21 protein-coding genes, 12 tRNA genes and 1 riboswitch are annotated in these 25,366 nt (G+C 49.7%); of the genes, 9 read left to right on the top strand and 24 right to left on the bottom strand.

Features of this window, described 5'->3' with window-relative positions; genetic code table 11:
• Nucleotides 1-64: 64 nt before the first annotated feature.
• The 4 genes from EKM84_RS13515 to EKM84_RS13500 form a co-directional block, all read right to left on the bottom strand.
• Nucleotides 65-148: transfer RNA gene (locus tag EKM84_RS13515), tRNA-Leu, on the bottom strand.
• A 52-nt stretch (nucleotides 149-200) separates the two neighbouring features.
• Nucleotides 201-488 carry a heavy metal-binding domain-containing protein gene (locus tag EKM84_RS13510; protein ID WP_373300840.1) on the bottom strand — a complete coding sequence of 96 codons (288 nt, stop codon included), beginning with the start codon at nucleotides 486-488 and terminating at the stop codon, nucleotides 201-203.
• 19 nt (nucleotides 489-507) lie between these two features.
• On the bottom strand, nucleotides 508-1,011 hold the full coding sequence (locus EKM84_RS13505; RefSeq protein WP_125766195.1) for a VanZ family protein: 504 nt from the start codon (nucleotides 1,009-1,011) through the stop codon (nucleotides 508-510).
• Between the two features lie 332 nt (nucleotides 1,012-1,343).
• Nucleotides 1,344-3,749 (bottom strand): MucBP domain-containing protein, encoded by a 2,406-nt coding sequence (locus EKM84_RS13500; RefSeq protein WP_125766194.1) that lies wholly within the window; start codon nucleotides 3,747-3,749, stop codon nucleotides 1,344-1,346.
• An 821-nt stretch (nucleotides 3,750-4,570) separates the two neighbouring features.
• Here EKM84_RS13500 and EKM84_RS13495 point away from each other — a divergent pair.
• Nucleotides 4,571-5,050 carry a MarR family winged helix-turn-helix transcriptional regulator gene (locus tag EKM84_RS13495; RefSeq protein ID WP_125766193.1) on the top strand — a complete coding sequence of 160 codons (480 nt, stop codon included), beginning with the start codon at nucleotides 4,571-4,573 and terminating at the stop codon, nucleotides 5,048-5,050.
• 132 nt (nucleotides 5,051-5,182) lie between these two features.
• Here EKM84_RS13495 and EKM84_RS13490 read toward each other — a convergent pair whose 3' ends face one another.
• Both EKM84_RS13490 and EKM84_RS13485 read right to left on the bottom strand, forming a co-directional pair.
• The gene (locus EKM84_RS13490; protein WP_125766192.1) at nucleotides 5,183-5,863 is read right to left on the bottom strand and encodes a type II CAAX endopeptidase family protein; all 681 of its coding nucleotides are present in this window, start codon (nucleotides 5,861-5,863) and stop codon (nucleotides 5,183-5,185) included.
• A gap of 1,291 nt (nucleotides 5,864-7,154) precedes the next feature.
• Nucleotides 7,155-7,361, bottom strand: coding sequence for a hypothetical protein (locus EKM84_RS13485; RefSeq protein ID WP_125766191.1), 207 nt, complete (start codon nucleotides 7,359-7,361; stop codon nucleotides 7,155-7,157).
• Between the two features lie 150 nt (nucleotides 7,362-7,511).
• Here EKM84_RS13485 and EKM84_RS13480 point away from each other — a divergent pair, with 150 nt between their 5' ends.
• From EKM84_RS13480 to pgmB, 3 genes are all read left to right on the top strand, one after another.
• Entirely contained in the window at nucleotides 7,512-8,471 is a 960-nt protein-coding gene (locus EKM84_RS13480) for a 2-hydroxyacid dehydrogenase family protein (protein ID WP_125766190.1), read from the top strand.
• A 587-nt stretch (nucleotides 8,472-9,058) separates the two neighbouring features.
• Nucleotides 9,059-11,773, top strand: coding sequence for a glycoside hydrolase family 65 protein (locus EKM84_RS13475; RefSeq protein ID WP_125766189.1), 2,715 nt, complete (start codon nucleotides 9,059-9,061; stop codon nucleotides 11,771-11,773).
• Nucleotides 11,774-11,786: 13 nt separating this feature from the next.
• Nucleotides 11,787-12,458, top strand: a complete 672-nt coding sequence (gene pgmB / locus EKM84_RS13470) for a beta-phosphoglucomutase (RefSeq protein ID WP_125766188.1) — start codon at nucleotides 11,787-11,789, stop codon at nucleotides 12,456-12,458.
• Nucleotides 12,459-12,564: 106 nt separating this feature from the next.
• Here the strand turns inward: pgmB and EKM84_RS13465 are convergent, their stop codons facing one another.
• A complete protein-coding gene (locus EKM84_RS13465; protein WP_125766187.1) occupies nucleotides 12,565-13,431 on the bottom strand; it encodes a D-alanyl-D-alanine carboxypeptidase in 867 nt (288 codons plus the stop codon).
• A 239-nt stretch (nucleotides 13,432-13,670) separates the two neighbouring features.
• On the bottom strand, nucleotides 13,671-14,318 hold the full coding sequence (locus EKM84_RS13460; RefSeq protein WP_125766186.1) for a deoxynucleoside kinase: 648 nt from the start codon (nucleotides 14,316-14,318) through the stop codon (nucleotides 13,671-13,673).
• Nucleotides 14,319-14,471: 153 nt separating this feature from the next.
• Between EKM84_RS13460 and EKM84_RS13455 the strand changes: the two genes are divergently transcribed.
• Entirely contained in the window at nucleotides 14,472-15,242 is a 771-nt protein-coding gene (locus EKM84_RS13455) for a Cof-type HAD-IIB family hydrolase (protein WP_125766185.1), read from the top strand.
• 499 nt (nucleotides 15,243-15,741) lie between these two features.
• On the opposite strand, the gene EKM84_RS13450 is transcribed toward EKM84_RS13455, so the two are convergent.
• The 3 genes from EKM84_RS13450 to metK all read right to left on the bottom strand — a co-directional run bounded on the left by EKM84_RS13450 (nucleotide 15,742) and on the right by metK (nucleotide 19,018).
• Nucleotides 15,742-16,065 (bottom strand): DUF960 domain-containing protein, encoded by a 324-nt coding sequence (locus EKM84_RS13450; RefSeq protein ID WP_125766184.1) that lies wholly within the window; start codon nucleotides 16,063-16,065, stop codon nucleotides 15,742-15,744.
• Between the two features lie 66 nt (nucleotides 16,066-16,131).
• The gene (locus tag EKM84_RS13445) at nucleotides 16,132-17,613 is read right to left on the bottom strand and encodes an MDR family MFS transporter (protein WP_125766183.1); all 1,482 of its coding nucleotides are present in this window, start codon (nucleotides 17,611-17,613) and stop codon (nucleotides 16,132-16,134) included.
• 217 nt (nucleotides 17,614-17,830) lie between these two features.
• Nucleotides 17,831-19,018 (bottom strand): methionine adenosyltransferase, encoded by a 1,188-nt coding sequence (metK, locus tag EKM84_RS13440; RefSeq protein WP_125766182.1) that lies wholly within the window; start codon nucleotides 19,016-19,018, stop codon nucleotides 17,831-17,833.
• Nucleotides 19,016-19,135, bottom strand: a riboswitch (SMK box riboswitch). It overlaps the preceding gene by 3 nt.
• A gap of 129 nt (nucleotides 19,136-19,264) precedes the next feature.
• On the opposite strand from metK, the gene EKM84_RS13435 reads away from it, so the two are divergent.
• Nucleotides 19,265-19,972: a hypothetical protein gene (locus EKM84_RS13435; protein ID WP_125766181.1), complete on the top strand. Its 708-nt coding sequence runs from the start codon at nucleotides 19,265-19,267 to the stop codon at nucleotides 19,970-19,972.
• 125 nt (nucleotides 19,973-20,097) lie between these two features.
• On the top strand, nucleotides 20,098-20,442 hold the full coding sequence (locus tag EKM84_RS13430; RefSeq protein WP_125766180.1) for a hypothetical protein: 345 nt from the start codon (nucleotides 20,098-20,100) through the stop codon (nucleotides 20,440-20,442).
• Between the two features lie 89 nt (nucleotides 20,443-20,531).
• Here the strand turns inward: EKM84_RS13430 and EKM84_RS13425 are convergent, their stop codons facing one another.
• A complete protein-coding gene (locus EKM84_RS13425; protein ID WP_125766179.1) occupies nucleotides 20,532-21,140 on the bottom strand; it encodes a hypothetical protein in 609 nt (202 codons plus the stop codon).
• A gap of 322 nt (nucleotides 21,141-21,462) precedes the next feature.
• On the opposite strand from EKM84_RS13425, the gene EKM84_RS13420 reads away from it, so the two are divergent.
• The gene (locus tag EKM84_RS13420) at nucleotides 21,463-21,783 is read left to right on the top strand and encodes a heavy metal-binding domain-containing protein (protein WP_125766178.1); all 321 of its coding nucleotides are present in this window, start codon (nucleotides 21,463-21,465) and stop codon (nucleotides 21,781-21,783) included.
• A 388-nt stretch (nucleotides 21,784-22,171) separates the two neighbouring features.
• Nucleotides 22,172-22,744 (top strand): matrixin family metalloprotease, encoded by a 573-nt coding sequence (locus EKM84_RS13415; RefSeq protein WP_125766177.1) that lies wholly within the window; start codon nucleotides 22,172-22,174, stop codon nucleotides 22,742-22,744.
• Nucleotides 22,745-23,218: 474 nt separating this feature from the next.
• Here the strand turns inward: EKM84_RS13415 and EKM84_RS13410 are convergent, their stop codons facing one another.
• The 12 genes from EKM84_RS13410 to EKM84_RS13355 form a co-directional block, all read right to left on the bottom strand.
• A complete protein-coding gene (locus EKM84_RS13410) occupies nucleotides 23,219-24,151 on the bottom strand; it encodes a C40 family peptidase (protein WP_164511410.1) in 933 nt (310 codons plus the stop codon).
• 154 nt (nucleotides 24,152-24,305) lie between these two features.
• Nucleotides 24,306-24,390, bottom strand: a tRNA-Leu gene (locus EKM84_RS13405).
• 31 nt (nucleotides 24,391-24,421) lie between these two features.
• Nucleotides 24,422-24,492 (bottom strand) — tRNA-Cys (locus tag EKM84_RS13400).
• Between the two features lie 58 nt (nucleotides 24,493-24,550).
• Nucleotides 24,551-24,623 (bottom strand) — tRNA-His (locus EKM84_RS13395).
• A gap of 14 nt (nucleotides 24,624-24,637) precedes the next feature.
• A tRNA-Trp gene (locus EKM84_RS13390) sits at nucleotides 24,638-24,708 on the bottom strand.
• Between the two features lie 4 nt (nucleotides 24,709-24,712).
• Nucleotides 24,713-24,795 (bottom strand) — tRNA-Tyr (locus EKM84_RS13385).
• A gap of 5 nt (nucleotides 24,796-24,800) precedes the next feature.
• Nucleotides 24,801-24,873 (bottom strand) — tRNA-Phe (locus tag EKM84_RS13380).
• Nucleotides 24,874-24,927: 54 nt separating this feature from the next.
• Nucleotides 24,928-25,001: transfer RNA gene (locus tag EKM84_RS13375), tRNA-Asp, on the bottom strand.
• Between the two features lie 25 nt (nucleotides 25,002-25,026).
• A tRNA-Val gene (locus tag EKM84_RS13370) sits at nucleotides 25,027-25,099 on the bottom strand.
• Between the two features lie 5 nt (nucleotides 25,100-25,104).
• A tRNA-Glu gene (locus EKM84_RS13365) sits at nucleotides 25,105-25,177 on the bottom strand.
• 12 nt (nucleotides 25,178-25,189) lie between these two features.
• Nucleotides 25,190-25,280 (bottom strand) — tRNA-Ser (locus EKM84_RS13360).
• Between the two features lie 9 nt (nucleotides 25,281-25,289).
• A tRNA-Asn gene (locus tag EKM84_RS13355) sits at nucleotides 25,290-25,362 on the bottom strand.
• Nucleotides 25,363-25,366: the final 4 nt, after the last annotated feature.

Here is a 25,366-nt window from a genome sequence, read left to right as displayed (position 1 = left end):
ATCCCTTTAAACGCTGATTTAACGGGATTCCTCTTTATCTAAAACTTTCTAATTGTTTCAATAATGCCCCGAGCAGGATTCGAACCTGTACTTGATCACTCAAACAGCGACCTGAACGCTGCGCGTCTGCCAGTTCCGCCATCGGGGCAACTCAACAACAAATAATATATTACACTAAAGTTGTATAAAAGGGAACCCCTTTATTCAACTTTTTTTGATTTTGGAAATTTTACAGCAGTTCCGTAGGCGTGAACGACCAAAAACTTCGGCGCCACGTTCATGCGGACGACCTCCGTATTGAAGCGCACCTCGATTAAGCCATCGGCATCAGCGTCCTGTGCCTGCTGCATTAATTTTTGCTTGGCCTCATCGAATAATTTATCAAACAATGAAAATTCATCCGGTTTTTCCGACCGGAGCATGGTGCTCGTGGTTGCCGTTAAGATTCCTTGAATCGCGTGCGCCCGGTTGAGCCCACCAGTTGTCATAAACAATTTTGTTTCCCCCTTATTTTCTAGCCTGAATGCGTTGCCGACCCCACCACGTGAGGCCAGCGCCCAGCACGACGCCCAGACAGTTGGTCAGCACGTCATTGATGTCGACCCACCGGCCCAGGCTCACCAGCCAATTGCCCAAGGCCTGCCCCGTTTCCAGAGTCAGCCCGGTCGCCAACCCTGCCAATAACCACTGGGGCCAACGCAGGCGCGGCCAGTTCACGCCCAGTAACATCCCCTGCGGTATCGTCATGACGATATTTAGCCAAAAGGACGTGTCCATGCTGGCCCGCTCGAACGGCCGCAGAACCCAGATACCGCCAGCAATCCAGTGCGTGGTCACTTGGCCCACCGTGTCGCTACCAAATGAAAACGCCACGGGCGTCCAGGTCAGCGTGGCCAGGCCCCAACACCCCAGCCACCAAAGTAAGTGCCGGTAGTGGTGCTGCGCCGCGGCGAGCCAACTCAGCGCCAGCCAAATGAGACTCACAACTATGTAAGGTATCCAACGTCCCATTGACCAGGCCTCCTCAATAATCCCAGTATACCGGGTCACTGCGGCGGGAACAATGGGTATCCCCCATTTCGTGTCAAAATTTGCGCAAAACAAAACCACCAACGGTCAATCCTACCGCCGGTGGCCTTATATTACCGTCCCCATCAGGATTAGGAACAAGTCTAAAATATCACAGTTAACTGTTAGTGGCGTTACTCAGGCCTATTTCATGGCCGTTTAACCGTTTATCTAACTTACCAGTGACCAATTCGTTATGCCCGTCCACCAAAAAGCACCGGCTAAGCGGCCAATGCTTTCGTTTAAAACCGATGCTATTTTTTGACTATAGAGGCTTACCCCCGTTTTCTTAACTTGAGCCCGGCGAGACCCAGCGCACCAATCAAGGTGGCAATGCCGGCTAAGACGTAGTTACCATTAGCTTCACTCGTTTGTGGTAAGACGGTCTTGTTGGCTTGCTTGTCAGTAGCTGGCGTGGCCGTTGGGGTAACCGTGGCCGCTTGACCACTGGCCTTGAGACTTGTCGCTGGTGCTTGCTTCTGACTGGCAGCTTGTTGGGCTTGTTGGACTTGCTTGGTTCCCTGTTTCGTCCCCGTCAGCGTATCGGCGGCGCCACCCTTGGTGGTCTTGGCCGTCGCCTTGTCAGCAGGTGTCGTGTCGTCAATCGTGGCACCATCTCCACCGGTCTTGACGGTGCCATCACTCGTGTAGGTGAAGGTGATCGTCTGGCCGTCCGCCGTATAGGTCCCGGTGGCGTTCGGGTTGCCAGTGACCTTGTAGCCGGTGATGCTTGGAGCATCGATGTTGAAGGTGTCTCCGATGTTACCCGCAATCGTTTGGGTCTTAAGCACTTTACCCTTATCACTAACACTGACAACCGTAATCGTCCCGGTCTTAGCATCGGGATCTGGTGTGTTAGGCGTGACTGGCGTTACCGTATTCGTCATATTATTGGTTACTGAGAAATCAATCCAGGCGCTTGAATCCCGACTGCTTCCACCTTTTTGAACAACCTTAATCACATAGTTTCCGTTCTTAGCACCTGGCTTAGCCACCAACAGGAATCCCATTGGATTATCTGGATTGGCTTTAATGGTAAACCAGTCAGAGGCGTCAACCTTATCTGCCGCCCAGGCATTATGATCTATAACACCCTCAGTACCTTCAGTGGAGTACACAACGATGTTGCCGTTCTTAAAGGTTCCGGGTTCTAGCTGAACGCTATTATCAACTTCGCCCGTTGAGAAGTTGATAAATTTAGAGAAGGTTCCTTGGGTGGGATCGAAACTATTATTTCCGTTGGTCAATGTGTAGTGTTTGTTGACCAGGCTTTGTCCACTACTTACAACGAATCCAGTATAAGACCCCGGCGTAATCCCGGTAGAAATCATATTATTGGAATAGTCCAAGGCATCCAACATACTAATATCTGGTAATTCTCCACTAAAACGATTCCCCCCTGCATGTAAGGTGTTAATCGTCCAATTGGTCATATCCGGCAACTGACCACTCATCTGATTGTTATCAACATTGACCTCCATTAAATCACGTAAGTTACTTAAATCAGGTATGCTCCCTGTGAGCTGGTTGTCATCCAAACTAATGTAATAAAGATTAGGATTGTTAGACGTGTCCGGGAAACTCCCCGTAAGGTTAAGATTATTCAACCAAAGATATTGTAGGTTCTGATTCTTGCTAAAGAAGTGCGACAAAACATAGTCGGCTGACACATTCCAACCTGCCGGCGTATGGCTCTCGTTATAGATTCTGAAGTTGTTTAAATTAGGGGCGAATGAGAAATCAATCATTCCTGACAGCGGAACTGCATCACTCAATTCAATTTGTCTCAGGTTCGTAAAGTACTGCAATCCCTCAAGAGTCTCAATCGGTCCTTTAATTTGACTGTTATAAATATCGACACCATGGCTGTAATAATCATTACCATCAAATCCAGCAAATGACCATAAGTTTTCATCCGTTACCATATATTCTCCATGTAGACTGTATGCTTGATTAATTGATCCCTCAATTGCTTGCCGCAAGTTTGCATCTGGCATCCATTCAGCAGCATTCTTTCCGTTAACGTTGTCCCACCATTCTGCGGTACGGTCAACATGAACAATTGGCAAGGTATTAGGCCACCGAGTGATTACCGGTGCAACCGCCGCCCGAGCCATCATGAACATCTTTTTCTGTACTGGTGGTGTCACAGGATCAAGGGAATCGGTTGGGGTGACAGCAACATGCGTGTCATCCGTCTTCACAACTTTATCTGGTTCCGTCGTTGTCGAATCAGTCACCGTTGTCCCAGGTGTCTTAACGTCCTGATCCCCAGTAGCAGGCTTCTCTTGTTCTGATTGTTCCTTAGTTTCTTCATCCGCCTTGACGTCATCCTTCACGTCAGGATTGGACACTTTAGCGCCGTCAGTGGAACCGTTTTCATCTTTGACATCATCCTTATTCGCCGGTTCTTGTGCGGCCGGCTTGTCACCCGCTGGCTCCTCGTTTTGCTTCTCAGAAGTCGTCACGTTCTCTGCCGGCTTCTCGGCCGTTGGTGTTTGAACCACTTCACTCGCAGCTGGTTCAGCATCCGGTGTTGTCGCTGCTTGCGCCGTACCAACGTTGGCCCCCGCCAAGCCCAAACCGACAGCAACAACTGTGATACATGCGTAAATCCATTGCTTGCCTGCCTTATAAGCCTTGTAATGTTCCTTAGCTTCACCGATCACTGCGTGTTTCATGATTCGCGACCTCCTTATGGTTTCTGCTTCTCAGCAGTTGTCCTTCCCTAGTAAGCACATCTTATACATAAATCCTCGAACAGAATCCGCAAACTGTTCTGGTTATCTACCCCATCGCTTTGAGAAAGGCACCAAACCATTTCCTCACACATCAGATAATGTGGATAAATAGCTCTACACCCACATTGTAACGTATCCTACGTAAATATCAAGGTAAATCGTATAGGGGAAAAACCAATATTGTTACGTTTCATTCTCAGCATAAACTAGCCGTTATATTCAATCAAACTATCATCTGATAACCGTTTTACATTGTGATTATTTATCATCACATCATCCCTAGCTAATCACGCTTACATTTAGTAATTTCACTAATTTTACTTTTCTTTTACAGATTCTCTGCTATACTTAGCGATAGAGTTTTTTCGATTAACTAACTTAGCTTTTCATTTAAGAAACGTGTCACTTTTTCCAATTCGTTACCATGACGATTGTCCCCCTGCCGAACGCGAATTTGGGAGTCACTTTTTGAAGGACGCGGTCGGCAATCTCTAAAGTTATCCGAAATCCCCAATAACTACTGGTCACGCACCAGACATTTACTAATAGCAAGAACTTATTTCATCAATAATCATTGAACTTGCCAGTAGATATGCTATATAATTGTTTAGGCGTTACGTTATTACCAACCTGGGGGAAGTTTCCTAACTTTCTCTGGTTGATAATACCAACAATTGGCTTAAATGAGAGGCCGATTACTTGCACGCGGCAATTTAATTGTATACAATACTCTGGAAAGTAATTGAAAGGAGGCCTGTGCCATGCCGAAAGTTACCCCAATTTTACTGGATGAACAGCTGTGTTTCTCCATTTATGCTGCCAGCAAGAAGTTCAACCATTTTTACCAAAGTGCCTTGGCACCCTTTGGTTTAACTTATCCGCAATACATCGCAATGCTGGTGTTGTGGGAAGATGCACCGCTCACCGTCCACCAACTAGGTGAGCGCCTCGAGCTGGATAGTGGGACGTTAACGCCCCTCCTCAAGCGATTGGAAAAGCAGGGCTGGGTCGAACGGGTCCGGAGTCGGACTGACGAACGTCAAGTCCTCATCCACCTTACCGAAATGGCCGAAGAAAAGCGTGACGAAGTTTATGCCCGTATCGGTCAATGTCAAACGTTGCTGGGCATGTCCAACGACGAAATTGATAGCATGATGAGCGAACTGGTCACCGTTAAGAGTCAACTCGATACGGTCAGCCAAGAACGCAAGATTGCTAAGCAAGTCGATAAACAAGCTTAACCGAATCCGATCATCCTCCATGAGGCTGACCGGATTTTTCTATCTTTAATGCACAAAAAAAGCCGTTCCCCGTCAACGAAGCAAGTAGCCTCGCGACAGGAGCGGCTTTAATTTTACATCGGCTTAATCCGTCTAGTGTAACGACAATAACATGGCCCCTACCGCAATCAGGTTGTTAAACCCGTGCAGGATGATCGGGCTCTGCAGCTTACCAGTCCGCTTATAAACGTAGGCAAATGTGCCCCCCATGACCGCGTAAATCAGCCAGCTAATGGGGTTACTGCTCATATGCACGATGGAAAAGGCCACCCCACTGACCACAATGGGAATCCAAAACATGTTGGCGGGGAAACAGCCATCGACTAGCAGGCCCCGGAAGGTCACCTCTTCAATGACGGGACTCGCCAGAACTGCCGTCAAGCTCAGCAGAACCAGTGTCCACGGTCCCTGATTCATGAAGGACGCAATCGCCTGATTGTTAGCCGTGCTGGTTTGATGATAGAACAGGTTGTTAAGTAATCCCAAGAGAATTTGAGCGACAATCACGAAGACGTAGCCCCGCACCATCAACCACCAATCCTTCGCCACCAATCGCTGATATTTAACCGGATGAACCCGGTGATAGACCCACAGGCCCAAAGTGATGACCGCCGCGAACCCAACCAGGTAAACGACCGACCACAACAGGCGCACGGCTACCGTTCCGTTACCCAAGAAAACCAATGGTAATTGTACGATATTTAAAATAATGACGAGTAGGATCACCCACAGCCAAACCGTGAAACTACCCACTTTTAACGTTTTTTCTGACACGTAAAACCATCCTCTCACTTTTGTTGATTCGCCTAACTAACTGGGTAATCGGCCGTGGCCTACCACAAAGCGTTGTCCGCAACCGTTAGCCAATCAATTTAGCAAAATATTTATATTTTAATGGCAATTTTCTGAGGAATGCGCTACTATAGAGTTGCGGGTAAGTTTGGATTTACCTTACTTACGCGTGAGGCTTCTGTCCTCATTCAACAGACAGATTTCATTTTACTCCCCCAAAGTAGATGAAATTTTTTACAACATAATCCCCCAATTATGTTGTAACCTTACTCTTTGGCCATTGCGACTTATCGTAATGGTCTTTTTTTGACTAAATTTTCGGCTCTGACTCGCCTTGCCGGGTGGGAGAAATGGGTCGGAACGCGGTGGGCAGGACGCCAGAAGCCTAAAAGCGGTCTTCTGGCTCGCTTTGAGCCTCTGAGAGTCGAGTCTCAAAGTCGCCATTTTCTGAGAGGAACTCTCAGAAAATCCCACGGCTGAACCCATTTCTCCCACCCTATCGGCTGACACAGCGGAAATTTGGTCAATCGACCTTTACTGGTCTGATTCTTTCCACATACCTGTTGCGGCAATCTAGTTATCCACTCATACTTGCAACGACCAACCTAAACTAGTGTCGATTCATCCACTCACTAATCTTCCTGAGTATTACACAACACAATTAGGAAGGAAAAATAATCAAATATCCAGAATGGCTCACACCCCAGCCCCCATCGAAGGCTAGTAGCATGCCGACCGGAGCTAACCAGTGTCAGCTCAGCTGTGAAGCCGGTGAAAATACACCAGCACGGACCGTGTCAGTGACCAGAGGCGAATCAAAGTGCCCAGCTGTGTCGGTGGCCTTGGCTGGGGTATTTTCCCAGCCTAGCCCACGGGACAACCTTTGAGACCGCTCTTTGGCTCAAAGTTGAGGTGGAAGCCCGCCCCTCAGGCTGAAATCGACCCCATAGCTGGGAACTTTGAATCCGCCGGCGGGAACGCGCTTGCACACCTGCAACACAACACCAAGGCTCGACCAGTGACAGCGACAGGGCTGATGAAAAGGTGCCAGTCGTGGGAGTGACCAGAGGCGAGCCAAGGTGCCCGGCTGTGTCGATGGCCTTGGCTGGGGTCCTTTCTCAGCCTAGTCCATGGGACAACCTTTGAGACCGCTCCTCAGGCTCAAAGTTGAGGTGGAAGCCCGTCCCTCAGGCTGGAACCGGCCCCATAGCAGGGCACCTTGAGCTCGCCGGCGGGAACGGATGCGACCAGGCGCCTTTTTATCAGCCCAGCGTTAGTCCTCGTCGTCTTCGCTGGGGGCGGGGTGGGGCCAGAGAAACCAGAAGATGGCCAAATTAATCACCGTCGCCAAAACCAGTCCCACGGCGCCAATCAGCACCTCCAGCCAGGCGGCCAGTGCCAGCGTCAACATTAACCAGATGGTGCCGCCCACTAATCCAGCGGTCAGGATGGTGATCAACATAATTGCTAAAACTTTCACAGTCGCTTCCCCTTTCAGGTCCAGTTACTTTTCACAGCTTACCACGTTTGGCGGCGTTTTTCGAAAAATTTTTCAGCAGAGGATGCTTTCTTCTATGAAAACGATTACAATGGACGTGTGAAATGAAATTTTACTGAAGGAGTGACACTCATGACCAGTGTTTTAGTAACTGCACCAATTCCCCAGTCAGCTTTGGACATTTTAAACGATGCCGGACTTGACGTTGAAAGCTATTCTGGCAGTGGATTAATCACGAAGGACGAGTTGTTAAAGCGGATTGTCGGTAAGGATTATTTGATCACGCCCCTTTCTACTCAGGTGGACAAGGACGTTATCGATGCCGATCCTCAGTTAAAGATTATTGCCAACTATGGGGCCGGCTTCAACAACATTGATGCCGCCTACGCCCGTTCCAAGAACATCCCCGTCACCAACACGCCCAAGGTTTCCACGGTTTCGACCGCTGAAGTCACGACTGGCTTGATTATTACGTTGGCTCACCGGATGGTTGAGGGTGACAAATTGATGCGCACCAAGGGCTTCGACGGTTGGTCCCCACTCTTCTTCCTGGGCCACGAACTGGCCGGCAAGACCTTAGGGATCGTGGGTATGGGTCAAATTGGCCAAGCCGTTGCCAAACGGATGGCCGCCTTTGACATGAAGATTATCTACACGCAACGTCATCCCCTAGATGCCGCTACGGAAGGTAGTTTGAACGCCACCTACGCCACCTTGGATGAAGTCTTGGAAAAGAGCGATGTCTTAACCTTACATTGCCCATTGAACGATCAAACGCATCACATGATCGGTGCACAACAATTTAAGAAGATGAAGAAGTCTGCTTACCTGATCAACGCCGCTCGGGGTCCCGTCATTGACGAAGCTGCCTTGCTAGAAGCCTTACAAACTGGCGAATTAGCTGGCGCTGCCTTGGACGTTTACGAAGCAGAACCTAACGTTGACGACGGCTTCAAGGGCCTGAAGAACGTTATCCTGACCCCTCACGTGGGGAACGCCACGGTTGAAGCACGGGACGCCATGGCCGCAATCGTTGCCAAGAACGCGGTTCGCGTTGACAAGGGCGAAGACCCGCTGTACATCGTCAACTAGACGGTCAAAAATGAACCTGGTTGAATTCGTGTCCGTTCCCGGCGGCGGATTCAAAGCGCCCTGCTGTGGGGTCGGTTCCAGACAAAGAGCAGTCTTCCACCTCGACTTTGAGCCTGAGGACCGGTCTCAAAGATCGTCCCGTGGACTAGGCTGAAACAAGACTCCAGCCAAGGCCACCGACACAGCTGGTCACTTTGATCCGCCTCTGGTCACTAACATGGCATTCACCGGTTATTTTCCGCCGCACCTGCAACTAACCAGCAGTTCAGCTATTTGGACCATTGATTAGTTGCAAGCCTAATACCAGATTCTGACCGACCGCACACATCATTAAATGCATTTTAAAACCAACCGGCTACCTGGATTTTCTGGGGAGTCGGTTTTTTGGGCCATTTTGCCAGTTTGGCCGGACGTTGACCCAACCACGTCCAATCACTGCAATCGGTTGCAATTGCGCCATTTAGGCGTTCATCGGACTAATAAATTTTGCGTTTTTCAACGGAAATAATTGCTAATTGCGTAGGGTTAGCCTAAGATTGAGAGTGAAGAATACGCTATCATTTAGCAGAAAGGATGACGATATCGCTTTGAAAATGATTACATTGCACGTTTTAGACGACTCCTTGGAAGTGAGCTATCACCCGACGGACGCTGCTGGCGAGCGGCAGTTTATTATTGCCTACAACTCGGACCAGACCATTGGGGAAAACCTGGAGAACCTGCGCCTCAAGCTGGCGGGACTCGACGTGGACGCCGCGGTCGTGGATAACGCCCTAAGTTACCCCTTCTCCGACACCGTCGTCGGCATCAACCACCAACGCATTGATATTGGCCTGGCCATTACCAACATGTTGAACATCCCCGTTGTCAGCAACCAAGCGATTGCCCAACAGGGATTGACCGCTGCCCTACTGGCCAAGCGCGACTACCTCAGTTGGCATCTGGACTATTACGGCCAGTATCAAGGCAAACGCAACTACGGCCAAGAGGCCATGCTGACGGTCGGTAACGGATTTGTTGGCCTGCGGGGCGCCTATACCGAAGCCCACGCCGACGCCGACAACTATCCCGGCATGTACACGGCTGGGTTGTATGACCAGCTAACGACCAATTTAAACGGTCGTGCCGTCACCAACGAAGATTTGGTCAACCTGCCCAATGCGCAGGCCCTCTCCTTTGGCGTCGACCACCAGAACCCGTTTCAAATTAAGGCCGCTGACATCCAGGACATCTACCGTAGCCTGGACCTCCACACCGGGACGCTGACCACGACCATGTTGGTTCAGCTGTCCACCGGTCACAGTCTGCAAATCAAGACGACCAAGCTCGCCAACTTTAAGGACTGGCACCGTCTGGCGATTCGCTACAGCATCACCCCGTTGAACTTCGCGGGCAGCCTGCAGGTCTACTCCACCATCGACGGGAGCGTCGTCAACGGCAACGTATCGCGCTATAATGCCTTTGATCAACACCACCTACGCGTGACCGGCACCAGCCAGCAGCCCGACAGCATTTTCCTCGAGGCGCAGACGCGGGCCAGTCACGTTGACCTCGCCCTGGGCTCACATCTCACGGGTCCCGGTCAGGCGTTAGCCACGCCAAGCGACGGCCGTCCCCATGCCGAGCAACAGGTTCGGCAGATGCGGTCGGTCGACGTGCAACCACAACAGACCTACACCTTTGAGAAAAACATCGTCCTGTTCACTAGTCGAGAAACGACCGATGACGTGCTCCAGGCGGCGATGACCGACCTGCAACGGGCCAGCTTCGCCGATACCCTGGCCAGCAGCACGGCCTACTGGCAGAAGCGCTGGGCGGACGCCGATTTCCAGATCACCGGTGACATCACGTCGCAAAAATTGACGCGGGTCAACCTCTACCACCTCTTCTCGGCGGTCCAGGCCATTCGCTCCGGAAAAATTGACGCGTCGATCAACGCCCGCGGCCTCGACGGTGAAGCTTACCGGGGCCACGTCTTCTGGGATGAAATGTTCGACCTGCCCGTCTTTGCCTTACACGACCCCCAGCTGGCGCGGCAACTGTTGATGTACCGCTACCGCCGGCTACCAGCCGCTAAGCAAAACGCCAAGGACGCGGGGTACGCCGGCGCCATGTACCCGTGGCAATCCGGTGAGGTCGGCGACGAGCAATCGCAAGTCACCCACCTTAATCCGTTGACCAACACCTGGGACCCGGACTACTCGTCGCTGCAGCGGCACGTGTCTTTGGCCATCGCGTACAATGTCATCATGTATCACCGCATCACCGGTGACACGGATTTCATGGCGAAATACGGGCTGGAAATGCTGCAAGAAATTGCCCAGTTCTGGCTCAGTAAAACTAAGTTGGACAACGCCGACCACCGCTACACCATCGACCGCGTGATGGGTCCCGATGAATTCCACGAGAACTATCCCAATGCCGATACGACCGGACTGGCGAACAATGCCTACACCAATTTAATGGTAACCTGGTTATTTAACCAGCTCGATCACTTACGGCAAGGCTTACCATCCGCCACCCTGAAAACGGTGGATGCCAAGACGGGCGTCACCGCGGCCGTTCGGCAACAATTTAACGATGTGAGCCACCACCTTAAGCTAGATATCAACTCGGAGGGCATCATCGGTCAGTTCGAGGGATACTTCAAGCTACCAAGGCTCGACTTCACTAAATACCGGGCCAAGTACGGCGACATCTCGCGGATGGACCGCATTTTAAAGGCCGAGGGCAAGACACCTGACGCCTACCAAGTCGCCAAACAAGCCGATGCGCTCATGGCCTTCTACAACTTGGACGCCCCGCAAGTGCTGGGATTACTCAAGCAGCTAGGCTACGAGCTACCGCAACAGGATCTGCTGAAGAACCTGCAATTCTACCTCGACCGGACCACGCACGGCTCCACCCTATCACGCATCGTTTATGCGGCGCTGACAGCGATGGCCGGCAACATGGACCAATCCTGGCAATTGTTCTCGCAGGCGCTGTTCTCCGACTACTACGACATTCAGGGGGGTACCACAGCCGAGGGGATTCACCTCGGGGTCATGGGCGCCGTGACCCTGATGTCCACGCGCTACTATGCCGGGGTCGATGCCCTGGGCGACCATTTAACGGTCAACCCGCACCTCCCCGAGGCCTGGCAAGCCGTTAAGTTCCAACACCTGTTACGTGGCACGCGCTACACCTTTGACATCGATCACCATCACGTCACGGTGCAAGCCGACCACGCCGCTACTATTCAAATTGGGCAACAAACTGTTTCACTAAAACCTAACGTTTCACAAACCATAACCGATTAAGGAGTGTTTTTTCATGACAAAGTTTGCTGATATTAAAGGATTCGTTTTTGACCTCGATGGTGTCATCACCGACACCTCCATTTTGCACGGGACCGCTTGGCACCAACTCGCCGACTCACTGGGCGTTGCTTGGAGCGAAGAACTGGGCAACGGCTTAAAGGGCATTAGCCGGATGGATTCTTTGGAAATGATTTTAAAGGCCGGTGGCAAGGAAAACGACTACACCGAAGCCGAAAAGGAAAAATTGGCCGCTCAAAAGAACACGAACTACGTGGCTGAAGTGGACAAGATGACGCCAGCTAACATTTTACCCGGCATGAAGGCCTTCCTGGATGATTTACGTGCTAAGGGCTACCAACTTTCCTTAGCTTCCGCCTCCAAGAATGCCCCTCGCGTCTTGGGCAAATTGGAACTGGCCGACTACTTCCCTAAGATCGTTGACCCAGCCAGCTTAACCCACGGCAAGCCAGATCCAGAAATCTACACTAAGGGTGCGGAATTACTGAACTTACCAGCTAACCAGTGTATCGGGGTGGAAGACGCCGCTGCTGGGGTCCAAGCCATCAACGCTGCCGGTGAAGTTTCACTGGGTATCGGCGATTCTACTGAACTAGGCGCTGCCGACATGGTCTTCGCCGATACGGCAGAAGTCACCTTAGCTAACATTGAAAAGAAGTTGGGCTAAGTTTTCTACTGAATAACAAAATAGTTAATGGTAAAAATAAAAAAGCCAGTAATCCTACGTAATGTAAGATTGCTGGTTTTCGTTCATCGTAAACAGAAACAGCCTATTATTTTGCCAAGTACAGTGCTGAAGTATTCATCGTATTTGTATTCGTGTTAATTGTCCAAGGATAGCCCTTCTTACCAGCAGTAATTCCTGTACCACCATTGATGTAAATTCCAAGCTTATATCCCTGATTAATTAGACCTTTAATTTTCTTCTGTGTGTAGCCATTCTTAACAAGAATACGATTAACCTCTTTTGCAACATGCGCATTAGTTGAAGTTATAGGGAAATCCAGTGTATTCATCATTGTTTCGCTATACGTACTACCATATGATGTTTTTAGTTCATGGCTGAGTGACGTCAAATTGATAACACTTGTATAATTACTGGTTGTCATTGCTCTGTTGTTTACAAATTGACCAGCTCCTCGACGAGATAAATCTAAGCTGATTGTTGCTCCAGGGAAATATTTCAAAACAGCTCGGGACAACTTTTGAGATTTATCATTTTCTAAATAGTTAATATAACTGCTATCTGACTTGAACGAGCCAATTTGCTTAGAAATAGCTGGCGCTAAGTAACCATGCCAGACGTAGCCTGATACTTTATTCCCAGTGACCTGATAATAAACCTTCCCGTTACGCTTAAAAGATTTTTTTGCATACCAAGAGGTGTATTGATAATTTTTAATGTTATGCAGTTTCTTAGTGAAACTCTTATTCCATATGTACCCGTTTTTCTTGGTATTCGTATAATATAGTGGCGCAGCATCGTCTCTTGGTGCTTTCCAAACACCATGCTTTTTAAGCCCATACTTCCACGGATATGATTTAAACGTTTTGGCACTGGCACTCGTAACAGCCAAGCTACCAACCGCAGCTCCTAGTAGCATTAGTAGTACCGCGCTCTTACTTCCCATCTTAAACAAATAATTACCCCCTAATATAGTTCCTTGATAAACATTATAACGCAAGCCAAACAACATTAAAAACCACCCTATTAACCGCCAGGGTGGCTTATTATGTTTAAAATTCAGCCGATTCCTGGTATTAATTAATTTTCTAAATCACTGAAAATCATCAAGCATAATCAGATGAAAACAGAATAATTCGCCGTAAAAAAACGCAACACCCCCTCCTAACGAGTTGGCATTGCGTTCAGTAATCATTAAACCGTGGCGTCGCTCCGAATTTCCTTCAAGGCGTCATCGATTTGACCCAGGACTAATTCCGTGTTGCCCGGAACGTCCAAGTCATATTTTTGTAAGTCAATTTTGATCTTAGGACTAACATCGTAGTCGGCAAACCAGCCTTGGTAAGCGGTCCACATCTTCTTGTAGTAAGATTCCAACTCTGGGTTGTCATCGAATTGTTCGTAGTCCCGACCACGCTTCTTGATCCGGTGTAAAATCGTATCGAAGTCAGCGTCGGCGTAGACCAACAGATCTGGGGCCTTCTTTGGCAATTCGCTCAGTTCATTCATCATGTTGTCGAGCAAGTTTAAGTAAACTTCGAGCTCAGTATCCGTGATGTTACCTTCCGCGTTGTTTTCCCGTGTAAACAGGGCATCTTCGTAGATGGAACGGTCCAGGACGTTGTTATCGTCGGCTAGGGCCCGCTTGATCATGCTAAACCGTTTGTTTAAAAAGTAAATTTGCAATAAAAATCCGTATTGCTTTGGATCCCGGTAGTAAAGTGGCAAAACCGGGTTATCACCAACCGGTTCAAAAAATGCTTGAGTTTCCAAGTGCGACGCAATCTTTCCAGTAAGGGTCGTTTTACCGACACCGATCATTCCAGCTGTAATTATCACCATGATAGCCCCTCTTTAATTAAAAATACAAGATATAGTGTAACATAAAAATGGCGACTACTACATTTATGCGGCAAAAAAATTTCCCTCATTTCGCTAACTTTGGCTCTTGCTGTATAATAGAACCGTAGAGAATCAGCATTTAGGAGGCTAAATATGTATCAAGCAATCGTCTTTTTTGACTTGGATAGCACGTTATTTGACGATCACAAGAATGTTTTGCCAGCAAGTATCGCTGCCATTCACGAAATGCAACAACATCATATTTTACCAGTTATTGCGACAGGAAGAAACATTTTTGAGATTCAATATGTGTTGGACGCCACGGGAATTGATTCCGTCGTCGGCGCCAACGGGAGTTACGTCCAATTCGAGGGCAAACGTTTGACGGCTTCGGTCATTGACCAGCCCACGCTGACAGCCATTACAGAATTCGCTAAGGCCCAGGGTGACCCCCTGGCCTACTACACCAGCCAAGGCTTCCGGTTGAGCCAAGCCAACGCGGACACGGTCGAAAATTTTCAGCTGTTGCGGCTGAACCCGGTCGTCGATGCCGATTGGTACCAACACCAAGATATTAACTTCATTAACGTCTTTAACCGTGATAAGGATCGGGCGTATCAAGAAAAATTTGCTAACCAGCTCGACCTGGTCCGGAACAATCCCCGCTGCCTAGACACCATGGTCCACGGCGTCAGCAAGCAATCCGGGATTCAACAGCTAATCACCGAGGCCGGCTTACAGGGCGTTAAAACGTACGCGTTTGGCGACGGCTACAACGACCTGCAAATGTTCGACGAGGTCGACGTCCCCATCTCCATGGGCAACGGTGTCCCCGAAGCAAAAGCCAAGGCGGCCTACGTCACCACCAGCAACACCACGGACGGCATCGTCCACGGCCTACGCCACTTTGGCTTAATCCAATAATACGTTTTAACTCTTCACCAGCACCGTCGGCCAGCCGACACGTGCTGGTGTTTTTGTTCGCCGGACAGTTGCCGTCTACTATTGCAAAAAAATAGAATCCGCAGCGAAAAGCCACAGATTCAATAAAAATTCGATATACATTTATGACAATTTTAGCCAAGTCACCAACTAAATGATGAAATCCAACGAATACCAAACGAACATTACGCGGGCCAAACCCGTGTCAGCCGCGGGGCTGGGAAAACTGGGTCGGTCGTGGAAGTGACCAGAGGCGAGCCAAGGTGCCCGGCTGTGTCGATGGCCTTGGCTGGGGTATTTTCCCAGCCTAGCCCATGGGACAACCTTTGAGACCGGGCTTCAGGCTCAAAGTTGAGGTGGAAGCCCGCTCTTCGGCTGGAACCGGCCCCACAGCAGGGCACCTTGAGCTCGCCGTCGGGAACGGACACGGCCAGGCCCAGTCTTCACCAGCCCGGAGGCGCTGACAACGACCAGTTTAGCCCTAATGTTCGTTGGTTTCGGATGGTAACAGAATGATTTGGCTGTCGCCGTCATCGTAAGCCAGAACCGTTTCCGGCAACTCCGGCGTATAGCCAAACTGCGTGTCGAACCCAGCCCGTAACGTGACGTCATCATCATCCGTTTGGACGTACTCAAAGGTCGTGTTGCCCTGATTATTGTGCAGTCTAAATGTTAACAGATTATCTAACGGAAACAACCCCTGGAGGTCGTGATCAATAATCTGCCAGACAGCGTCGATCATATCGCCTGGCAAGGCCGCAACTGTGCCATAACTGGCATACCGCGCGTGATTACTTTCAAACATCTTATCGCCTCCACTTTTTGGTCGTTTAGCATTATTATACCGTAAATTAATTAAAAACGGGACTAATTACCCCTGATGACCGGTGACCTGTTCCGTGTCTTTGCGGTCAAAAAAGTTCACGACAAAGGACACGAGAATCAGAATGGCACCCGCGATAAAGATCACGTGGAGGCCTTGGTACAGAATACCATGCAACGTTGGCAGCAGGTGTGCTGGCAACTCCTTGGCCGTTTGGGGGTTAATTAACTTGTTCATCATCCCCATGGTCGTGCCAGGATGACTCGCCACCCCGCGCGCCATCTCCAGGTTCATAATGATGCCGAAGACGGAGACCATGATGGTCTGACCCAGCGTCCGGGACAGGGTGTTAAATGAGGTTGCGACCCCCACCTCGTCAACGGCCACCTTACTTTGCACCGTCACGGTCGTGGTGGTAATGGTAATCCCAAAGCCGGTCCCACAGATGGCGGCAATCACGAAGAAGCACCAGAACGGCGTGCTAGCTGGAATCAGGGCCATGGTGACCGCCCCAATCAGGACCAGCGTCAACGCAATATTAACGATATTATAGGGGGAACGGTTTAATAGGAGTTTACCCGCAATAAATGACCCCACAATCCACATCAGTGAACTGGGCGTGATGGCAAACCCGGCTTGGGACGCCAACAGGCCTAACAACCCTTGGGTCCAGGTTGGCAAATACACTTCAAAGCCCATGATGAAACCACTTAACAGGGCAGCAATCAGGTTTTGAATGACAAAGGTCCGGTTGGCAAACAGTGTCATGGGAATCAACGGGTCGGCCGTTCGTTTTTCCTGGCGAATAAACAACCAGAAGGCCACGACAGCCACGACAAACCCGGCGACGACCCACAGAACGTTGATTTCACCCTCACCTAGCAGCTGGAACGTCAGCATCATCGCTAACAAACCAACGGACAGCCAGAGTGAGCCAAACCAGTCCATTGAAAAGGCCTTACGCTCAGTCGATTCATTTAAGTAGAACCAAATGAGCCCCATGGTAATGATGCCGATTGGGATGTTAATAAAGAAAATCCAGTGCCAACTCAACTGGTCGACGATGAACCCACCCAACAGGGGTGCCACCACGGCCGCTATTCCCCACGCTGAGCCGTTTAAGCCCATAACCCGGGCCCGTTGTTCGACGGGGTAAATATCGGCTAGAATCGTAAAGGAGACGGGCATAATCGCCCCGGCCCCGATACCCTGTAAGGCGCGCCAGGCAATCAGCGTTTCCATGCTGTGGGACATCCCCGACAGCGTCGACCCCAGGACAAAGATAAACAGGCCGACCAGGAACACCAATTTCCGGCCAACCGTATCGGCCAATTTGCCATAGATGGGGGTCGCCAGTGCACTGGTCAACAGGAAAATCGAGAAGACCCAGTTCATCAGGGCCACCCCGTGTAGATCACCGACAATGGTGGGCATTGCGGTGGAGACGATGGTCCCCTCAATGGCGGACATGAAGGTTGCCACGAAGACAGCCCCCGTCACAACGGCAACGTTCGTTTGTTTCTTATTCATAATTTCCTCCTAACGCTGGCCCCACCACCAACGGTTTTACGTAGCCAATTGCTGCTACTGCCCAATTTCTGATTTTTCAGTAATATACCAATTATCGCGGGTTCGTCCTGAAAATACAAGGGGCACGACTCAAAATAACGAAAAAGCCCAGGTACTGGCCATCAGTAAATTTGCGTAAAAAAAGAGCCCAGGAAGTTATCCCAGACCCTTCAGTGGTTTATTTAACGGCAGCCTTCAAAGCGTCAACCTTGTCAAGGTGTTCCCATGGCAAGTCAATGTCCGTCCGACCAAAGTGACCGTACGCAGCGGTTTGCTTGTAAATTGGCCGCTTCAAGTCGAGCATCTGAATGATACCGGCTGGACGCAGGTCAAACAAGTCACGCACCGCGGCGTTCAGCTTGCTTTCAGCAACGGTCCCCGTGCCAAACGTGTTGATGTAAACGGAAACGGGTTCCGCCACCCCAATCGCGTAGGCAATTTGGACCTCACACTTGGTGGCTAAGTCAGCAGCCACGATGTTCTTGGCGATGTACCGCGCAGCGTAACTAGCTGAACGGTCAACCTTGGTGGCATCCTTCCCGGAGAAGGCCCCACCCCCATGATGGGCAGCCCCACCATAGGTATCAACGATGATCTTCCGACCCGTCAATCCGGCATCCCCTTGAGGACCCCCGATAACGAAACGACCGGTTGGGTTGATGAAATACTTCGTCTTGTCATCCAACAACTCCGCTGGAATCACTGGCTTAATGACTTGATCGATGACGTCTTGGCGAATCTGGTCCAAGGTCACGTCAGGATCATGTTGGGTACTCAGCACAACGGTGTCAACCCGTGATGGGCGGTCGTTGTCATCGTATTCAACCGTCACTTCGGCCTTGGCATCTGGCCGCAGGTAGTCAATGACGTTGGTCTTCCGCAGCATCGCAATCCGCCGCATCAACGCATGACTCAGTTCAATTGGTAAAGGCATCAATTCAGGCGTTTCGTTAACGGCATAACCGAACATTAACCCCTGGTCGCCGGCACCAATTTTGTCTAATGGATCTTCGTCACCTTCACGCGTTTCCAAAGAGTCATCGACCCCTTGGGCAATGTCAGGTGATTGTTCATCGATGGCCACGAGGACGGCACAGTTATCGCCGTCAAACCCGTATTGACCGTCCGTGTAGCCGATTTCCTTGATGGTTTGACGAACCACCTTTTGGATATCGACGTAGGCCTTGGTTGAGATTTCACCAAAGACCAGGACGAGGCCAGTCGTAACGGACGTTTCACAGGCAACCCGTGAATCTGGATCTTGTCGCAGCATCGCATCTAAGATGGCGTCACTGATTTGATCGGCGATTTTGTCGGGATGGCCTTCAGAAACAGATTCCGAAGTAAATAAATGTCTTTCTTGCAATGGATATTCCCCCTAGATAGTGTTGACGGCGAGTTGACCGATAATCTCGACGCCATTCGGTTACAAGGCAGCTTCACAAGGTTCGTGAATCCTATCGGGAATTGACTCATAACTCAAGAATTTTAACACAAATCCGGCCGACTTAAAAGGAAGCCGCCAAAAAATCCGTAAACAATCGTTGACCAACGGCCGATTTATCACTAAGATAAAAGGCAATACTATAACCAGTCGAAACGGAGCGATTCCATGACCACTCTCATGGCCTTCTTCAAAAACCGAACGGTCCAACAGCTGTTCTGCTTCACAATTTGTCAAAACATTCTTTGGTGGTTAGCCGGTGCGACCACCAGTACAGGCACCCCTCTGGGCACGGACGTTAAGCTCTACCTTGCCGGCTACGGGGTCCTGGTCGCTGCGGGTATCTTCCTATTATTGAAACGCCATTTCCAGTCACACATTGGTCCGATCCTGGTGGTGGCCGCGGCGACCCTCGGCATCTTAGCGGCACCGAACGATCATTTGGTCCAGGCATTCGCCCTCTTGCTGTGCATCTTCCTGGTCCTCGCCTGCATCCCCCAGTTGGGCCTGCAATCGACGTACGGCCTGATTGTCTTCAGTGTGTTAGCCGGCTACGGGGTGCCCGTCTTGCTCTTCTTCCTGCGTAATCACTACCTTGCCGTGCAATTCTTAACGCCACTACTCCCCCTGATGGCCAGTTACTTGACCTTTTTTGAACCTTATTATTTAACGGGCGAACGGGACTGGCGGCTGACCCTGATTACACCGATAATTTTTGTGCTCTCACTAGTTGTTCTCGGCTTCTCCTGGCGCTTAGTGCCCCTCATTCTTATCGTGGCTGCCCATTGGTGGCTACAACCACGTCTCAGCGTGCGTTACCGGCTGGTCTTCTCAGGACTGTGTCAGTTGCTCGCCGGCATTTTAATTCTTCGTTAACTATTCGTTTACTTGACTGTTTAACCACAGAGTTTTAAAGTTTCGCTAAACCCAAGCAAACACACTACCGTTTGACGATTAAACCGTGCTAGAATGAGGCATCATCTAGTAATGGAGGAACCAAAATGACGGAAATCAAAGTGATTGGCGACATCCTGAGCGGCAAGTTTCAACCCGCCCTCACCGGTAACCGAATCGTGGATGCGGCTCTGATTGATCACTTTTGTCAAAACTTAGCGGTGGCTTTGGGCCTGCCCAAGACTGCCGTGCACGCAGAACACCATTGGGACCTCACGATTGCGCCGGAACCCATCTACCTGGTCGACCACCATATCTTAGCCGTGACCACGCATCTCCGGGGCCTGAATAACGTGATTGCGGTCGCCCACAAGGACCTCTTACGGGGCCAAATCACCGCGACGCAACAAGCACTCACCAATCGTTTGTCACTACACTCGACCGCCAATTAACCTGTCCAACCACAACACGTGATTGGGCATTTTTTGTTGCCTTTCTACTACTATGTAAGCGCCTGGAAGTTTCTCCAGAGCTCTGGTACTCAGGTAAAGTCGCGAATCCGAAACAATCCCTTGCTAAACCAAACAGTCTCCTCAGTTAAGCGTTGTTGTAAAATCATGAGGCCGTCGATCAGCTCAACCGGTTTGCCCGCCACGTAAAACTGCTCCTTATCCCAGAAGAGGTGGCCGTTTTGCAAGGAAAATGTCCGCCGTACCCGGCAATCCAAGCGACCATACGTCAGCGTCTCCACGACGGTCCCCTTTTTAAGATCTTCGCAATCCATCCGGATCAGCTCTTCGCCAGAGTAAGCGTGCTTTCGATGAGACTCGCGGTCCCAAATTTCTAACTGGTAGGTCGCATCGACCGCCTCTCGGAGAAACCGCCCCGTCGTGCTCAGAAAATCCATGCGGTAATGGGTTAGATCGCTGATATCAACATAGAACCTATGATGCTGTTGATAAAAGGCTAATGAAACGTGAAAGGTTTTTTCGATTTGCTTGGAAATTGCCTGGTAGGCGTGCTGTGCTACAAAGAAATTTACAACGAGGTCACGTTTAGCGTTGTCCAACGGCCAATCTAATTCGGCGTTACCGAGGTCACAGGTTTCTTGGTACTTTTGTGACTCATCTTCCGTCTTGAACATTTTCATGATTGTTATTTCTCCTCTGTGGCACCTTTAGTTACAGGCTTTCCACGCCTATTAATGTAACACGTACGTTCCCAGATTAACAGTCTTTATTATTAATAAGCCGTAATTTCAGCTTAATCCTTCGAAATTTGACTTGTCATTTAATAAAAATCCATCTGAACGCTAGTCATACCAGTGCGTCCAATCGTTTTTAACGATTTCGCGTTTACCCGGATCTAGTTGTCGGTTTCCACTGACCATCATCTGGACCATCCAAGCGGTCGACCTTGCCTTTTCGTTCCCCACTAGGTATAGTGAAAACAGTCATAGAGGAGGAATTTAAATGGCAGATATTCTTGTTACAACAACGGAACGCATCCCTGGTCAGGAGTACCAGGTCATCGGCGAAGTTTTTGGGTTAACCACGCAGTCCAAGAACGTGATTCGCAACATCGGGGCATCCCTGAAGAACGTCGTCGGTGGTGAGATCAAGGACTACACGAAGATGTTGGATGAAGCACGGAACGTCGCGGTTGATCGGTTAAAGCAAAATGCTGCCAACATGGGGGCGGATGCCGTGGTCATGATGCGGTTCGATTCCGGGTCAATTGGCACCGATATGCAATCAGTTGCCGCATACGGCACGGCGGTCAAATATTTGTGATTTCTGACTAGTTTAACGGTTATCTTGTACGCAATGTTCGTTACACTTTGATATTTTTGTTGATATCCTGGCTAAAGCCCGGCAGAGCAATCGTTGAAAGCGGTTGATTCTACCGGGCTTTTTGTGGTCTAAATTCACGAAATTAGCGGTCGATTCGTTAGTCCACTTACGGCCACAATCCCTATTGTGTAACCATTTGTCACCACACAATCGCCTAAATGGGACATGTCCTAGCCACATTAGTAATATTGTCCCCTAGAAACTGTCCACCCCACCAGATGTGTCCGTCCAACTCTTTTGCTTCTCGTTTTATACTAACCATAGTCAATAAGATAGTAAGCAATTGAAATGCAAATCATTCGGATTTAAAAGAAAGCAGGTATTCAAAATGTTAAAGAAAATTGTTAAATGGACCGTCTTAGTCATCGCCACCTTGGTTGTCACCTTAGCCACTTGCAGCTCAACCATCTTCGCCGCAGCTACCAGTGAACCAACGCCTTCTTGGGGCAGTTGGGACCAAACCACGATTACATACAAAACGAGCAACACGTCTTCTTACTACAAGAGTGTTTGGAAGAACGCCGTTAAGCGTTGGAACAAAGTTGGCGTTGTTCAATTAAAAGCTGCTAAGGGCAGTGAAAAGGCCGACATCACCTTGACCTCTTCCCAATCCTTAAGCACTAAGAGCGGCAAGTTAGCCGGTTACACCAACTACTCTTACTTAAACAAAGGCAACGACGACAACAAAATCGTTTCCGCTAAGTCCACTTTGAACCGTAGCTTATTAACCAAGTACGGTTACACCAAGAACCAACGGACGAACGTTGCTACCCACGAAATTGGCCATGCACTTGGCTTAAGCCATTCTGCTAGCAAAGACAGCGTGATGTACGCTTCCGATCGTTACGCCTCCATCGACCACCAAGACAAGGTCGGTTTACAAGACGCCTACAACGATTAATCATTCGCAACTATCTTAACATTGACGAATACCTGCAAAACCCTAGCCGCCGGTCCAGCTAGGGTTTTTCTTTTGCCTAAAATTAAGGCACTAGGCGTCCGTCTAAGCGCCCTACGTCCCCAGCTTAATCCGTAGACGAAAAGCGAGCCAAGATTGCCAACACGCAATCTTAGCCCGCTTATTTCGTTTATCTGGTTCAAACTCACCAATAGTTTAATTTCCGCGCTAATTTGGCACGGTCAACATCACCCGGATAAGTCCTATTCGCAGGCCAATGCCATAGGATGTGACCACAAACATTACGTCATCCGGATAAGGCATTTAACCTCACATCCCTATTGGTCACGTGGGTTCGAAACCCACCTCCGGTATAAGAACTGGCTATCTGTATGTAATCCTGGACTGACGCCTATTCAACATCGGCTTTCAAACAGCAAAAGCCACATCCAACAGACACGGAGGTGGCTTCTCTAATTACTTCATATGAATTGCAAACTGTGGGTGCCGGTTCGCAATCTTCGAAACGTGCACGGACTTGCCAGCCTCTTCAATCAGCTTGCCCTTCCCAATGGCCATGGCAACGTGATACGTATATTTCTGCCCAGCAATCTGCCAGAACAAAAGATCGCCCTTCCTAGCATGACGAACAGCGACGTGCTTACCTAACTTCTGCTGCACGCCAGTCATGCCACCAATATCACGGTGCTCAACATCCAGGTAGACCTGGTCAACGAACGAAGCGCAGTCTAAGCCACCAAAGGCATCGCGACCAGCATACCGGTAAGGCACCCCGAGATAACACTTAGCATCCGCAATCAGGCAACTAGTCCGGCTCCCCTTGGTGGGAACGGCCCGTTTAAATGTCCGGTTAGCCTTAGCGCTCGTTGCCTTACCGTTCAAATTCACCTGGCCCGAGCTCAAATGAACCGTCAGCGCTTGTTTCTGATAGGTAAAGAGCAGATTACCCTTTTTGGAGTAATGCAGCTTCACCGGCCGCTTACCAGCATAGATGGTCGTCCCATGCCCCCGACCAAACTCATGGTAGGCGACTAAGTAGTTGCCATAAACGGTCTGATCATTGTAAGCATAGAGTTTCCCATTGCGTAAGGTCCGGACATTGATCCAGTGACTCGCATAATGCGTAAAATGCTTCCCTTGCGGTTTGGCATAGAACATCAGGCTTGCATTACGAATCTTGCCTTTAGCTGTTTCTGTCACGTAAACGGACTTGTAGCGGCTAATCTTGCGGTCATAGGTCTTGGTCGCATCTAACCGCTCATGCGTTGAGAAGTACCCTTCCCGGGCGAACATGGCGTTATAACTCGCCTGAGCCCCCATCTGAGTCAACTGCCAACCAGCGAAACACCCTGCAAGGACCAAGGCCGCTTGCCACCATCTTTTTTGCACAACTAACATCCCTAACATCTGAATTTTGACTTCAGGTTTAAGGATATTGCCAATCAAAAGTGGGAACAAACAGAGAATTCCTTGTAAAACACCTTAAAAACTACACAAAAAAAGCCATCGCCGAATGCGATGACTCCCGAGATGAAACTTCTTATACCGGAGGTGGGGTTCGAACCCACACGACCTCAACGGTCACTGGATTTTGAGTCCAGCGCGTCTGCCAGTTCCGCCACTCCGGCAAAAAAATGCTGATTGGATACACCCAGTCAAAGGTGGTAATCGGATTTGAACCGACGATGAAGGTTTTGCAGACCTCTGCCTTACCACTTGGCTATACCACCATAATCGCCTATCCAATCTGATTGGACCAGCTGAATAAATCAAGATGCCCCAATCTAGGGCGGTATGTGGGAATCGAACCCACGCGTGCCGGAACCACAATCCGGTGTGTTAACCACTTCACCAATACCGCCATTACATTACAAACAGGGATAGTAGGAGTTGAACCCACATCGACGGTTTTGGAGACCGTTGTTCTACCATTGAACTATATCCCTATGATGGTGGGGAGTGGATTCGAACCACCGAACCCGAAGGAGCGGATTTACAGTCCGCCGCGTTTAGCCAGACTTCGCTACCCCACCATGAATGGCGCGGGACGGAATCGAACCGCCGACACATGGAGCTTCAATCCATTGCTCTACCAACTGAGCTACCGAGCCATACCATCATGTAATATATGTTTGTTGTGTATTAAATTGTTAACAACATAACAACGGTCCGTACGAGACTCGAACTCGTGATCTCCTCCGTGACAGGGAGGCGTCCTAACCAACTGGACCAACGGACCATAATTAAAGTGTTCTGTTATCTAATGGAGGATACAGGGCTCGAACCTGTGACCCTCTGCTTGTAAGGCAGACGCTCTCCCAACTGAGCTAATCCTCCAAAAATGACCCGTACGGGATTCGAACCCATGTTACCGCCGTGAAAGGGCGGTGTCTTAAACCACTTGACCAACGGGTCATACTATTTAAACGGAGAGTGAGGGATTCGAACCCTCGAAACAGGTTAGTACCCGTTTACAGCATTTCCAATGCTGCTCCTTCAGCCACTCGGACAACTCTCCATTATAAAGCTCCGGCAGGCGGGCTCGAACCGTCGACAACCTGATTAACAGTCAGGTGCTCTACCAACTGAGCTATGCCGGAATAA

The sequence above is a fragment of the Levilactobacillus mulengensis genome, from assembly GCF_003946045.1.
GTDB classification, from domain to species: Bacteria; Bacillota; Bacilli; order Lactobacillales; family Lactobacillaceae; genus Levilactobacillus; species Levilactobacillus mulengensis.
The sequence above is the reverse complement of the archived record's forward strand: the minus strand, read 5'-3'. Positions and strand labels throughout refer to the sequence as shown.